This window comes from Labrenzia sp. THAF82 (assembly GCF_009363435.1).
GTDB lineage: Bacteria > Pseudomonadota > Alphaproteobacteria > Rhizobiales > Stappiaceae > Roseibium > Roseibium porphyridii.
On sequence record NZ_CP045354.1, the window covers coordinates 92943 to 106901 of the forward strand.

Annotated in this window: 12 protein-coding genes; 6 read left to right on the forward strand and 6 right to left on the reverse strand. The window is 56.8% G+C overall.

All coding sequences use genetic code 11. The features are described from left to right. Positions 1–9 precede the first annotated feature (9 nt). The 3 genes from FIV00_RS00415 to FIV00_RS00425 all read left to right on the forward strand — a co-directional run bounded on the left by FIV00_RS00415 (position 10) and on the right by FIV00_RS00425 (position 4538). Positions 10–903: an MBL fold metallo-hydrolase gene (locus FIV00_RS00415; protein ID WP_152498966.1), complete on the forward strand. Its 894-nt coding sequence runs from the start codon at positions 10–12 to the stop codon at positions 901–903. A gap of 104 nt (positions 904–1007) precedes the next feature. Then, the gene (locus tag FIV00_RS00420; protein ID WP_152498967.1) at positions 1008–2678 is read left to right on the forward strand and encodes a bifunctional protein tyrosine phosphatase family protein/NAD(P)/FAD-dependent oxidoreductase; all 1671 of its coding nucleotides are present in this window, start codon (positions 1008–1010) and stop codon (positions 2676–2678) included. A 75-nt stretch (positions 2679–2753) separates the two neighbouring features. Beyond that, positions 2754–4538, forward strand: a complete 1785-nt coding sequence (locus tag FIV00_RS00425) for a SulP family inorganic anion transporter (RefSeq protein WP_173005828.1) — start codon at positions 2754–2756, stop codon at positions 4536–4538. An 8-nt stretch (positions 4539–4546) separates the two neighbouring features. On the opposite strand, the gene FIV00_RS00430 is transcribed toward FIV00_RS00425, so the two are convergent. Next, positions 4547–5029 carry a hypothetical protein gene (locus FIV00_RS00430; RefSeq protein ID WP_152498968.1) on the reverse strand — a complete coding sequence of 161 codons (483 nt, stop codon included), beginning with the start codon at positions 5027–5029 and terminating at the stop codon, positions 4547–4549. A 169-nt stretch (positions 5030–5198) separates the two neighbouring features. Here FIV00_RS00430 and FIV00_RS00435 point away from each other — a divergent pair, with 169 nt between their 5' ends. The 3 genes from FIV00_RS00435 to FIV00_RS00445 all read left to right on the forward strand — a co-directional run bounded on the left by FIV00_RS00435 (position 5199) and on the right by FIV00_RS00445 (position 7502). Next, the gene (locus FIV00_RS00435; protein WP_152498969.1) at positions 5199–5708 is read left to right on the forward strand and encodes an MmcB family DNA repair protein; all 510 of its coding nucleotides are present in this window, start codon (positions 5199–5201) and stop codon (positions 5706–5708) included. 148 nt (positions 5709–5856) lie between these two features. After that, positions 5857–7335 carry a cryptochrome/deoxyribodipyrimidine photo-lyase family protein gene (locus FIV00_RS00440; protein ID WP_247649315.1) on the forward strand — a complete coding sequence of 493 codons (1479 nt, stop codon included), beginning with the start codon at positions 5857–5859 and terminating at the stop codon, positions 7333–7335. Between the two features lie 2 nt (positions 7336–7337). Continuing rightward, positions 7338–7502: a DUF2256 domain-containing protein gene (locus FIV00_RS00445; protein WP_152504049.1), complete on the forward strand. Its 165-nt coding sequence runs from the start codon at positions 7338–7340 to the stop codon at positions 7500–7502. Positions 7503–7526: 24 nt separating this feature from the next. Here the strand turns inward: FIV00_RS00445 and xylA are convergent, their stop codons facing one another. The 5 genes from xylA to xylF all read right to left on the reverse strand — a co-directional run bounded on the left by xylA (position 7527) and on the right by xylF (position 13715). Further along, positions 7527–8846, reverse strand: coding sequence for a xylose isomerase (gene xylA / locus FIV00_RS00450; RefSeq protein ID WP_152498971.1), 1320 nt, complete (start codon positions 8844–8846; stop codon positions 7527–7529). Positions 8847–8866: 20 nt separating this feature from the next. Next, positions 8867–10318 carry a xylulokinase gene (gene xylB / locus FIV00_RS00455; RefSeq protein WP_152498972.1) on the reverse strand — a complete coding sequence of 484 codons (1452 nt, stop codon included), beginning with the start codon at positions 10316–10318 and terminating at the stop codon, positions 8867–8869. A 149-nt stretch (positions 10319–10467) separates the two neighbouring features. Beyond that, positions 10468–11256 carry an ATP-binding cassette domain-containing protein gene (locus tag FIV00_RS00460; RefSeq protein WP_152498973.1) on the reverse strand — a complete coding sequence of 263 codons (789 nt, stop codon included), beginning with the start codon at positions 11254–11256 and terminating at the stop codon, positions 10468–10470. 3 nt (positions 11257–11259) lie between these two features. Next, positions 11260–12549, reverse strand: coding sequence for a sugar ABC transporter permease (locus FIV00_RS00465; protein ID WP_152498974.1), 1290 nt, complete (start codon positions 12547–12549; stop codon positions 11260–11262). A 134-nt stretch (positions 12550–12683) separates the two neighbouring features. Then, positions 12684–13715, reverse strand: coding sequence for a D-xylose ABC transporter substrate-binding protein (gene xylF / locus FIV00_RS00470; RefSeq protein ID WP_152498975.1), 1032 nt, complete (start codon positions 13713–13715; stop codon positions 12684–12686). Positions 13716–13959 lie beyond the last annotated feature (244 nt).

Sequence of the window (13959 nt, forward strand, 5' to 3'; positions counted from 1 at the left end):
GAGATGAAGATGAGCACATCGAATTACCCGGTCGACATGACCAGCAAACCGGAAGTCAAAGCTTTCTTTGACCCGGCCACAAATACGATCAGCTATGTGGTCAAGGACCCGGCCACCAATGCCTGCGCCGTTGTCGACAGCGTTATGGATATCGACTACGCGGCGGGGCGGATCACATACGATCATGCCGACGAGATCATCGCCTATATCCAGGAAAAAGACCTGAAACTGGAATGGTTGATCGAGACGCACGTACACGCGGATCATCTTTCAGCCGCTCCCTACATTCAGCAAAAGCTCGGCGGAAAATTGGGTATCGGTGAAAAAATCACGGTGGTTCAGGAAACCTTCGGAAAGGTGTTCAACGAAGGCACCGAGTTCCAGCGTGACGGAAGCCAGTTCGACAAGCTGTTCAAGGACGGCGATACCTATCAGATCGGTGAACTTACTGCGTTCGTGATTTACACGCCCGGCCATACGCCCGCCTGCATGGTTCACGTCATGGGCGACGCGGCCTTTGTTGGCGACACGCTGTTCATGCCGGATGGCGGATCCGCTCGCGCTGACTTTCCCGGTGGCGATGCCGCAATGCTTTACGATTCCATTCAAAAGCTGCTGGCTCTGCCGGACGCGATGCGTTTGTTCATGTGCCACGACTACGGCCCGAATGGCCGGGACATCCAGTGGGAAACGACCGTTGGAGACGAAAAAGAACACAACATTCATGTCGGTGGCGGCAAGTCGAAATCCGAATTCGTCAAGTTCCGGACGGAACGCGACGCCGTATTGGACATGCCGAAGCTCATTATTCCCTCACTTCAGGTGAATATGCGTGCCGGACAGCTTCCCCCGTCGGAAGACAATGGCAAAACCTTCCTGAAGGTGCCGGTAAACGGTCTTTGAAACCCGGAAAAGAACAAAGTGCCAGCCTGCTTCCCCGGAACGTGGGGATGCGGGCTGATGTGAGCTGACGATTTTTGGTCGGTGCCGGCAGGAGGCGGCAATCCATGAACCCCATCAATGAACGTATTTCGGTAGCACCGCAAATCCGCCCGCAAGACCTGGCAGAAATCGCACAGCAGGGATTTCGATCCGTTATCTGTAACAGACCCGACGGGGAAGGCGCGGATCAACCGGTCTTTGAGGAAATCGAGGCCGCCGCGATGAAGCTCGGTCTCGAGGCACGTTATCTGCCTATTGTTGCGGGCAAGGTGCGAGACGAGGATGCGGACGACTTCGGCAAATTGATGGAGGAATTGCCAAAGCCGATTCTGGCCTATTGCCGCACAGGCACCCGCTCGGCAACACTTTGGTCCTTGTCGCAGGCTGAAACGCTGCCATTGGCCGATATTCTGGCCCAGACAAAGGCTGCCGGTTACGACATGGCAGGTGTTGTGCGTCGGATCGCCAATGGCGGACGGACGCCGACGGATGCAGTGGAAGATGCCAGGTTCGATGTCGTGGTTGTCGGCGGCGGAGCGGCGGGCATTTCGGTTGCTTCCAGCCTCCTCTCCAGAAAATCCGATCTGGACATCGCCATAATTGATCCGGCTGATGTGCACTACTACCAGCCCGGATGGACCATGGTCGGTGGCGGTATTTTCCAAGCTTCCGATACGGCCCGGACCATGGGCTCACTCATTCCGAAAGGCGTGCACTGGATCAAGTCGGCGGTTGCAGCTTTCGAACCGAAAGACAATGCCATCCTACTCGATGGTTGCCGCGTTGTGAAATACAGCCGCCTCGTAGTTTGCCCAGGCCTCAAACTCGATTGGCACAAGGTCGAAGGGCTGGTCGACACGCTCGGCAAGAACGGTGTCACATCGAATTATCGCTACGACATGGCCCCTTACACCTGGCAGCTGGTTCAAAAAATGCAGGAAGGCCGTGCCGTCTTCACGCAGCCACCCATGCCGATCAAATGTGCCGGTGCGCCGCAAAAGGCGATGTATCTGTCAGCAGATCACTGGAACAAGTCAGGACGGCTCGGCAAGATCGATATTCAGTTCATGAATGCCGGTGGTGCACTGTTCGGGGTCAAGGACTACGTTCCCGCCTTGATGGAATACATAGAGCTTTACGGCGCTGACCTGAATTTCTTTCACAACCTGATTGCCATCGACGGGCCCTCCAAGAAAGCTGTTTTCGAGGTCAAGGTCCCCGATGCGGTGCCCAGGCAGATTGATGTCGAGTTTGACATGATCCATGTGACCCCACCCCAAGTCGCACCGGATTTTGTCCGGGTATCACCTCTCGCCGACGCGGCAGGCTGGATCGACGTCGACCAGTCGACACTCAGGCACAAGACGTTCGAGAATATCTGGTCTCTGGGTGATGTCATGAATGCACCAAATGCCAAAACCGCTGCAGCTGCGCGCAAGCAGGCACCCGTTGTGGCAGAGAACATCGTTTCCGACATACAAGGACACAGCGCCACGGCACAGTATGACGGTTATGGATCCTGTCCGCTAACGGTTGAGCGCGGCAAGATTGTACTTGCCGAGTTCGGTTATGGCGGAACGCTGTTGCCGAGCTTTCCGCGTTGGCTGGTGGACGGGACCAGGCCAACGCGGACTGCATGGCTCTTGAAAGAACGCATTTTGCCACCCGTCTATTGGCGCGCCATGTTGCGTGGCAAGGAATGGATGGCAAAACCTGAAAAGGTCAGTGCTGCCTGACCGCAGTCGAAGAGTTCTTTCCCAACCTCCTTCGGGCCGGATTTCCGGCTCGTTTTGCTCTCGAAAAGGCACAAGATGATCCGGTTTCAGCGTTATTTGCCCATACTTGACTGGGGCAGCCGCTACGACAGGGAGACGGCGACCAGCGACCTGGTTGCCGCGGTGATCGTGACGATCATGCTGATCCCGCAGTCGTTGGCCTATGCGCTGCTCGCGGGACTTCCCCCGGAGGTCGGGCTCTACGCTTCCATTCTTCCTTTGGTCGCCTATGCAATTTTCGGCACCAGCCGGGCATTGGCCGTCGGCCCCGTTGCCGTCGTGTCGCTCATGACTGCTTCCGCGGTGGGTGAATTTGCTCAGCAGGGTACGCCGGAATATCTGGGCGCGGCTATCGTGCTGGCGTTTGTCTCGGGTCTGATGCTTGTGCTCATGGGGCTGTTTCGCCTCGGATTTCTGGCCAACCTCCTCAGTCACCCGGTCATCTCGGGCTTCATAACCGCCTCAGGCCTTCTGATTGCTTCCAGCCAGCTGAAACATCTTCTCGGTGTTCAAGCACATGGCCACACGTTATACGACATTGTTCTGTCGATTGTGTCTCACCTCAATGAGGTCAACTGGATCACTTTCGCTATCGGGTTCAGCGCGACAGGGTTTCTGTTCTGGGTCAGGAAAAGCCTGAAAAAGATGTTGCTCGGTATTGGGCTGAAGCCTTTTCTGGCCGACATCCTAACCAAGGCCGGGCCAGTGGCAGCGGTCGCTGCAACGACGATCCTTTCTGCGGCATTTGAATTGGGTGAGCGCGGTGTCAGGATTGTTGGCGATATTCCCTCCGGTTTGCCGGTACCGCAACTGCCATCCTTTGACAGTGACCTTTGGCTGGCCATGGCCGGGCCTGCGCTCCTGATTTCGGTCATCGGTTTCGTGGAGTCGGTTTCTGTCGCACAGACCCTTGCGGCCAAGAAACGCCAACGTATCGAACCGGATCAGGAACTGATCGGCCTTGGTGCGTCCAACATTGCTTCAGCGGTCTCCGGCGGCTACCCGGTCACCGGCGGTTTCGCGCGCTCGGTGGTCAATTTCGATGCTGGTGCCGCAACACCTGCAGCCGGCGCATTCACGGCCGTCGGCATCGCGCTTGCGACGCTGTTTCTGACGCCGCTTTTGACCTTTCTGCCACAGGCCACACTTGCAGCCACAATCATCGTCGCCGTTCTATCGCTTGTTGATTTTGGTGCCATTCGACGCACCTACGCCTATTCCAAGAGCGACTTCGCAGCCATGGCGGCCACCATCCTTGTCACTCTGTTTTTTGGTGTCGAACAGGGCGTGGTGACAGGCGTCGGCCTGTCGATAGCGCTTTATCTTTATCGTTCCAGCCGGCCCCACACCGCGATTGTCGGAATCGTTCCTGGCACCGAACACTTTCGTAATATCGACAGACACAAGGTGATTACCGGAGACAGTGTTCTGACATTGCGGGTCGATGAAAGCCTCTTTTTCGCCAATTCACGGTATCTGGAAGATCGGGCCTATGCCCTTGTGGCAGAAAATCCGGATATCGATCATGTGGTTCTGATGTGTCCCGCAGTGAATGCCGTTGATGCCAGTGCGCTTGAAAGCCTTGAAGAAATCAATCTCAGGCTCTGGGATTCGGACGTCACGTTTCATCTGTCGGAAGTCAAAGGTCCGGTCATGGATCGATTGAAGCGCACCGATTTTCTGGATCACCTGACTGGTCAGGTGTTCTTGAGCCAATACGACGCCCTGTGCGCGCTCGATCCTTTGACGGCTCATATCGCGGAATCGCGCACGCCCAAGAAACCGGCTCGATCAGCCGTCTGGTCGGGACCCGAGATCTAGTTTCAGGGTCAGTTGCTTTTTTGAGACTGCAGGATCGGGATGATCTTACGGCAAAATCTGAAGTGAACAGGCACTTTTTCGCCTTCCTGTACGAGCAACCCATCCGTGCCACGTGGCTGGACGGTCACCAGCTCGATGGATTCACCACCATCGTTCAAAAGGCAGTTGATTGCGGCACGTTGTGTCATGCGACCGGCGCGCTCGGCCCCATAGACCTGGCAAATCCTGCCCGGCGTTTCCAGCAATCCCCGATAGATCACCAGGGCGGATCCCGGTTCGCTTCGGTCAACACGCGGCACAGGGCAATTTTCCAGTTCACGAACCCAGATCCCCTGGGCAAATTCAGCAAATCTCAAATCAAGCGTCTTGCCCTGCAAAAGCGGGGCGGATTTGGGCACCTGGAAAAGACGATCTCCCTTGCCTGCATGCGCTGCAGACGAGAGGGCAGCAAACAGGCTCGCCAGAAAGACAACATTCAATAGTTTTCGCAAGCGCCAGTTCCCTCCCGGTTTGGCATATCCAATCGGTCGACACCTCCGTGTGTGTGCCGCCCGAAACGACTTCTAGGACACGCAATTTCTCACGTCAGGTCAACTCCATCGTTTGTGCAACTTCTCAATGACCCTTGAAAAAATCGAACAAACATGGAACAAAATTAGAATGAATAACGATATTGGGCAATCCCCAGGCAGGCTACAACTCGACGATCCATTGAAAGACGGGCGTCAGTCCGACACAGCGCTCAAGGTTTGGCGCGGGACGGCGCGTTTGCTCCGGCAGCTCAACTTCGCTTCGCTTGCAGAAGTCACGCTTGCCTCTTCCCGTCGCGCTGATCTGATTGCGCTCGGACCAAAACACGAAATATGGATTGTCGAAGTCAAATCCTCGATCGCCGACTTCCGAGCAGACAGCAAATGGCCAGACTATCGGGAGCACTGCGACCGTCTTTTTTTTGCAACTCATCCTGACGTCCCGCTGGACATTTTTCCGGATGAAGCGGGGCTGATTGTTTCCGACGGCTATGGCGCCGAAATCCTGCGCAATGCGCCTGAACACAAACTCGCTGCCGCGACGCGCAAATCAGTCACTCACAGATTTGCACGCCATGCTGCCAATCGCCTGCATTCCCTGTCGGACCCCGACGGCACTCAGATGCTCGACTGGATGTAAGGACGCGCTCCGCAAATCCGAATGCAGTGCGCGGCGTAAAGATAACAAGGTCAATCGTCGGGTCTGCTCAACAGTGTCACCTTCAGTTCAAGTTGTCTGGTTCAAAAGAGATCTGCGAATACAGGATCATGAACCACTAAAACGTGCTGTGCTGAGAGGCCAGGTCCTGCCGCTATATGTCGTTGAGCCTTCACTTTGGACCCAGCCGGATTTTTCCGCACGGCAGTATTCATTTCTACAGGAATGCCTTGAAGGCCTTAAGGAAGATCTTGCGTTGCAAGGCCAGCCGTTGATCGTTCGCGTTGGCGCTGTGACTGATGTTTTGACCCGACTTTTGCAACAGACATCAATCGCGGGTCTTTGGTCTCACGAGGAGACGGGAAACGGCTGGACCTATCAGAGGGACAAACAGGTTGCTGACTGGTGCCGCACAAACGGGATCGTCTGGACTGAATGTCGACAAACCGGTGTCATTCGCCGCCTTGAGTCCAGAGACGGATGGGCAAATCGCTGGGACACTTTCATGGCCGTCGAGCCTATTGAAACGCCCTGTCTCAAAACCTTGTCCGGCATTGATCCCGGACATGTGCCGACAGCAAGTGAGATTGGCCTTTCGCCAGACCCGTGCAAAGGACGACAAATTGGCGGTAGAAAGGCTGCTCTGGACACACTGGAGAGCTTCCTTTTCAAGCGCGGAAAACCCTATCGCGCTGCAATGGCGACACCGGTCAAGGCCTTTGATGCTTGCTCCCGCCTGTCCCCGCACCTTGCGTTCGGAACGCTTTCCATGCGTGAAGTCGCACAGGCAACATGGGACCGACAGCGCAACCTGAAGCACTCAAACGAACCTGGCAAAAGCACGTGGCAGGGTGCCATGCGCTCCTTTTCCGGACGCCTCCACTGGCATTGCCACTTCATGCAGAAACTGGAAGACGAGCCACGTCTGGAATTTGACAACCTGCATCGCGCCTATGACGGACTGAGATCAAGGGAGCCGGACCAGACACGTCTGAGGGCCTGGCAAACCGGTGAATCCGGCCTACCTTTTGTCGACGCATGCATGCGTGCGCTTCATCAAACCGGCTGGATGAATTTCCGCATGCGAGCCATGCTGATGGCAGTTGCCAGTTATCACCTTTGGCTTGACTGGAGAGCTCCGGGGCTCCATCTCGCCAGACTGTTTACAGACTACGAGCCGGGTATCCACTGGCCGCAAGTGCAGATGCAATCCGGGACGACCGGCATCAATACGATCAGGATCTACAATCCGGTGAAACAGGGACAAGATCAGGATCCCACCGGCGACTTTGTTCGACGCTGGGTGCCTGAACTGGCCCAAATTGATCCAGCCTTTGTTCATGAGCCCTGGAAAGCGGACAACGCATCCAAAGTGCTCGACAAAACATATCCGTTTCCTGTGGTTGATCACCTGAGCGCAGCAAAGGAAGCACGGGAAAAAGTCTGGGCCGTTCGCAAGGGCTATGCCTTTCGAGGAAAGGCCGCCGATATCCAATCGAAACATGGCAGTCGAAAAAGCGGGATTCCAATGCGCGGACAGAGTGCGCGCCGCCGCAACACCCGCCGGAAGGATCCGAGGCAATCGGACCTCTTTGGAGACGGCGTATGAAGATGCGCAAGAAAGGCGACCTGCCCGAAAAGCTATGCGCTTTCTGCGGTCGCCCGTTCTCGTGGCGCAGAAAATGGGTGAAGACGTGGGAAAGCGTTCGATATTGTTCCGAACGTTGCCGCCGTCAGCGGTCGCCTGTTGAAGACTGCGCTGGCCGGACCGACTGACCAGCGCAGAAATGTGCCGTTCTCTTAGACAAACAGATTGGCGAGGCTTTCCAGATATTCCTGCTTGCCGGATTTCGGCTGAGGCTCCAGATCGCTGGTGTGCACCCTTTCAGCCAGAGCTTCAAGAGAAGAACCGCCCTTAAGTATTTCGGCGTTTTCCGGCTTTTGCCAACCGGCATAGCGGTCATCGACGAAGCCTTTCATCCGACCGTCCTCGATCATTTCGGCTGCCGCCTTCAAGCCACGCGCAATTGCGTCTGCAGAGCCGACATGCGCCTGGATCAGATCAACTGGATCAAGCGACTGACGTCGCAGTTTGGCATCGAAATTCGTACCGCCGCTGGTAAACCCGCCAGCCAACAGGATTTCATAATAGGCCAGTGCCAGCTCAGGAACGTTCATGCCGAAATGATCGGTGTCCCAGCCACACTGATAATCGTTCCGGTTCATATCCACGGATCCGAAAATGCCGAGTGAACGCGCCATATGCAGTTCGTGTTCGAAGGAATGACCGGCCAGGATCGCATGGCCCTGTTCGATGTTCATCTTGACTTCGTTTTCCAGCCCATAGGCCTTCAGGAAGCCATAGACGGTCGCGACATCATAGTCGTACTGGTGTTTGGACGGTTCCTGAGGTTTTGGTTCAATCAGGATAGCGCCTTTGAAGCCGATCTTGTGTTTGTACTCGACCACCATGTTGAGGAACCGGCCGAGCTGATCAAGCTCTTGCTTGATGTTGGTGTTGAGCAGGGTTTCATAGCCCTCGCGCCCACCCCAAAGGACATAGTTGGCACCGTTGAGGCGTTGGGTTACGTCCATGGCGTTCTTCACCTGCGCCGCCGCGTAAGCGAAGACATCCGGGTCCGGGTTCGTGGCAGCGCCGCTCATGAACCTGCGGTTGGAGAACATGTTCGCCGTTCCCCACAACAGGCCGATGCCGGTATCGGCCATTTTCTTTTCAAAGATATCGGCAATCGCGTTTACGTTGGCATTGCTCTCGGCGAGCGTCTTGCCTTCAGGAGCGATATCCCGGTCATGGAATGTGAAGAACGGCATGCCCAGGATCTGGAACATCTCAAACGCAACATCAGCCTTCAGCCGGGCCTGATCCATCGGGTCGCCGCCGGCAGTCATCCAGGCTCTCATGAAGGTTTCGCCGCCGAATGGATCGGACCCGGGCCAACAGAAATTGTGCCAGTAGCAAACCGCGAGGCGCAAATGGTCTTCCATGCGCTTGCCCAGAACGATTTCGTCCTTGTTGTAATGGCGGTATGTCAGCGGATCGCTGCTCGACGAACCGGCATATTGAATCGGCTGCAAATCGCCAAAAAACCCAGTGCTCATAATCAAATCTCCTTGGAATTTCAGAAACCGGACTGCTTCAGAGCCGGATAAAGCTTGCGCCAGCGCCCATAGGCCTCAGCGTATGATTCTGTCAGTGCGGGACGGGGCTCTATGCTGGCCTTGATGGATGGCTTTGAAAAAATACCCTCCGTCGTCCCAAGAGCAGCTGCTTGGCCAAGGCGTGCAGCCCCGAGCGATCCGCCAAAATCTCCGTCGACCGGAACGTCCACGGTCACGTTCAACAGGCTGGCAATGATTTCCAGCCAGGTATCGGAGCGCGATCCACCGCCCACCGCCAGCAGCCGGTCGACACGCGTGCCTGCGACACTCAAGGCCTCAAGGCAATCCTTCAAAGCGAAGGCAACACCATCGAGCACTGCATGGGTCAGTTCTGCATCGCCGGTGTCATGCGAGATCCCGAAAAACCCCGCACGGATGTCGACGTCATTATGCGGCGTCCGCTCACCGCCCAGATAGGGCAGGAATGAAACCGCCGAAGGCGCCGACACTTTCGAAAGTTCACCGGTCAGTGCCGCTGGTGTCTTTTTCAAGACACCCGCCAGCCAATTCAGACTGTCGGTTGCCGACAGGATCACTCCCATCTGGTGCCACGTGTCCGGTACGGCATGGCAAAATGCGTGAACTGCGCCTGCAACATTTGGTGAAAACCGGTCATTTGTAACGAAGAGAACGCCCGACGTCCCCAGCGATACAAAGGCCGACCCTGGTTCGACGGCCCCTACTCCACATGCGGAGGCTGCGTTGTCGCCACCACCGCCCGCAACGACAGGAGCTTTTTCAATACCCCAGCGGGCGCAAAGATCCGGCTTCAGCACGCCGGATGGTGATGAGCCTTCCACAAGCCGTGGCATGTGAGCGCGTGTCAGACCTGTTGCTGCAAGAAGGTCGTCGCTCCAATCCCGCTTTGCAACATCCAGCCAAAGCGTCCCTGCGCTGTCCGACATGTCCCCCGCGTATTCACCGGTCAGTCTGAACCGGACATAGTCTTTCGGCAGCAGCACTTTGGCGGTTCGTGCAAAGATCTCAGTTTCGTTTTCACGCACCCATTGAAGTTTCGGTGCGGTAAAGCCCGGCATGACCAGGTTGCCGCCAAGCGACAAGAATTTCGGCTCAGCGTCCTGCAGTTCTGCACACTGCTTGCTTGAACGGCCATCGTTCCAGAGGATGCAGGGCCTGAGCGGTTTGCCGGCGTCATCCAGCAAAGTTGCCCCGTGCATATGACCGGAAAGGCCGATGCCCTTCACTGCAGCCAGCGCCTCTGGAGCTTCAGCCTTCAAGGCATCAAGAACGTTTTCACACGCTGTCCACCAGCTGTCCGGGTCCTGCTCCGACCAACCGGGATGCGGACGCTCAACGGTCAGGTCCGACGTTGCCGAGGCAACCAGAGACTGGTCCTCATCAAGAAGAATGGCTTTGACCGAGCTTGTGCCGATATCGAGACCGATATACATGAGGTGCGTTCCTCAAACTGCATCAAAAAGAAGGCCGAATCCCCGGACCGGGTATCGGCACGACGTATCTCGCGCCTGGCCGACCGGAGTGACCGGCGCATGCGCGAAGACCATGGACCCGCGACACCATGATCGCGGGTCCTGTTGGTTTATCCGACCACCGTGTCATCGACAAGGGCACCAGGGCCCGGTGTCGCGCCGGAGGGGCATTTGCCGAGGATGATCATGCCAAGCACGTCGTCATCGGTGACATCCGTCGTTTTGGCTGTCCCGACCAGTTGGCCGTTTTTCATGACGGCAATCCGGTCACACAGCTGAAAGACATCATGAATGTCGTGGCTGATCAGGAAGATGCCCAGACCCTGCTTCTTCAGTTCCTGGATCAACTCCGCAACCATTTGCGTTTCATGAACCCCGAGCGCTGCCGTCGGTTCGTCCATGATCAGGATCTTGGCGTTGAAGTAGACCGCACGGGCAATTGCCACAGACTGACGCTGACCGCCAGAAAGAGCCTTCACCGGCGCATGGAACTTTTTGAAATTCGGATTGAGACGCCCCATGATCTTGCGGGTTTCGGCTTCCATCGCATCGTCATCGACAAAGCCGAGCGGCGATGTCAGTTCGCGGCCGAGGAACATGTTCGACGCTGCATCGAGATTGTCCGCCAAAGCCAGCGTCTGGTAGATGGTCTCGATGTTTTGCGCGCGCGCGTCCCGCGGCGAATGAATATGAACTTCCTTGCCATTGATGCGGATCTCGCCGCTGTCGGACTTGTAAGCACCCGACAGCATCTTGATCAGTGTGGACTTGCCGGCGCCGTTGTGGCCCAGAAGACCAACGACTTCGCCCGGGTAAAGATCGACAGACACATGGTCCACCGCGCGCACACCGCCAAAGGAGATGCACATGTCTTTCAGTTCTACGAGAGGTGCGTCCATTGATCAGTCCCCCGTGCGCTTGCGATAGATGATGTCGACCAGAACCGCGAGAACCAGGACGGTTCCGACCACGATGTTCTGAAGCGGTGCATCGACGCCGACCATGGCCATTCCCGATTGCAATGATTGCATGATCAATGCCCCCAGGATCGCGCCGTAGATCGTCCCGACACCACCCGCCAGCGCGGTTCCACCAATTACGGCTGCTGCAATGACACGAAGCTCATCGAGCGTGCCGATATCGTTGGTCGAAAAGCCGAGGCGTGCTGCTGCAACCGCACCCGCCAGAGCGGCGAGACCGCCCATAAGCGCGAAGACCTTGACTGTCAGGAACCGGGTGTTGATGCCCGACAACTCGGCTGCATCCGGGTTTCCACCCGTTGCAAAGATATAGCGTCCGAGCCGGGTTCGACGCGCAACGATGGTCATCACCACCGCAACCACGATCAAAAGCAGCACCGAATAGGGGATGCCGTAGCCCATTGTGAGCCCTTCAGGGAGGGTCTCGCCATTGGCTTCGAAGATCCGCTTCAGGCGCGCCTTTGGAATGTCGTAGGAATTCAGGATCCAGACGAAACCGAGGATCGCAATCGTTGTGATCGCCCCCATCGTGGCTTCGGCCCATGCGGGTTTCACCGGAAATCCGTGCGCGGACTTGCGGCGCCTGGATGCCACCTGCAGCCAAATTGCAGCAGCAACGGCCAACAGTCCGAAGATCCACGATGCGGTTTCGCCCATCGTGCCGCCGATGCCGCCGATCATCGTGAAGGTTTCATCGAGCGGACCGATTGTCTGGCCGGAGGTGATGAACCATGCCACATTTCGCCAGACCAGAAGGCCGCCGAGCGTGACGATGAAAGCCGGGATGCCCAGATAACCGATCATCCATCCCTGAAAGGCACCGATGGTGGCACCGACGACCACGCCGATCACGATCGCCAGGATCCAGATACCTGGATGACCCAGCCCGAGGATTGGCGGCAGGATGTCTGTCTGCACGACCGCCATGACCGCCGCGACGGTTGCAAGCAGGGAGCCGACGGACAAATCGATGTGTCGGGTGACGATGACGAACACCATGCCGGTCGCCATGATGGCCACGGATACGGTCTGGATCGTCAGGTTGAAGATGTTACGCGGTGTAAGAAACCGGCCGTCCGTGAACACATTGAACGCAAGACAAAGGACAATGAACGCGCCGATCATGCCAAGCAGCCGAGTATCGAGCTGCAACGCGGCAAAGATGTTTCGTGCTGTCGGGCCTTTGGACCCCGACAGTGCAGTGTCGGACATAGAGGTTACTCCTGCTTGGAGCCCATTACGCTTTCGCATCGGGTGGCCCATCCCGTGGAATGCTCTGTTTCAAGCGATCCCTGTGAAGAGGCCCCGGTTAGTTTAACCGGGGCCGCGCGTTTGGCGTACTGTTATTAGTTACAAGGTGCCGGGCCACCGGAAACGCCCTGGCAGAGGTCGTCCTTGGTGATCCAGCCTGCATCTACAACAGCGCTCAAGTTGTCCTTGGTGATCGGCAGCGGAGCCAGGAATTTGGCTGTCAGCTCGGAACCGGACGGAGACGACCATGCGGCTGCACCGTCAACACCGCTCATTTCGGTGCCGTTAGCGAGCGACACTGCGATTTCACCGGCAGCCTTGCCGAGCTCACGAGCGTCTTTCCAAACGGAAACCGTTTGAGTGCCCTTGGCAACACGGTTCAGTGCGGCGTGGTCGCCGTCCTGACCGGAGACCGGGATGCCTTCCATGCCCTGAGCTGTCAGAGCTGCGACAACACCACCTGCGGTGCCGTCATTGGAAGCAACAACGGCGTCAACCTTGTTGTCGTTTGCCGTCAGGATCTGTTCCATGTTCCGCTGAGCATTCGCCGGAAGCCAACCGTCGGTGTAGGCCTCGCCAACGATCTTCACGTCGCCGGAGTCGATAGCTGCCTGCAGAACTTCCTGCTGACCACCGCGGAGGAAGTCCGCATTCGGGTCAGTCGGGGAGCCCTTGATCATGACGTAGTTGCCTTTCGGCGCAGCAGCCAGAACTTCAGCAGCCTGCATACGGCCAACTTCGACGTTGTCGAAAGTCAGATAAAAAGCGCGCGGGTCGTCGATCAGGCGGTCATAGCCCACGACCGGGATACCTTCGTCAGCTGCAGCCTGAACAGCCGGGCCGATCGCCTGCGCATCCTGAGCCAGGATGATCAGTGCGGTCGCGCCCTGAGCAATCAGGGCTTCAACGTCAGACAGCTGCTTTGCGGAAGAGCTCTGCGCATCGGCGGAGATGTATTTCGCGCCAGCAGCATCCAAAGCGCCCTTGATGGCTGCTTCGTCTGTTTTCCAGCGCTCTTCCTGGAAGTTGGACCAGCTCACGCCGACAACAACGTCGTCTGCATTGGCGGCAGTCAGAGCGGTCGCGGACAGCAGAGCGCCCGCCAGCAAAGTGGTGATTTTACGCATCGCGATGTTTCCTCCAGTTGGCACGGCCCACGTCGGTCGGCCACGCCTAAAATGCGTCAATGTCGCTAACGCCGATTGTGGCGTCTTCATTTAGGACAACCTTGTTGTTATTTTTTTTGGTGTCCGAAAAAAAGTTGCAGTAAAGCGCCGCTCCTGTCAACATGGTTTTGCAAAACTCTGCTCCGAGAGATCAAAAAATGACGCATGAGGGCAGAAAAACCGGGAGAAACCCGGGCAGAGGAAA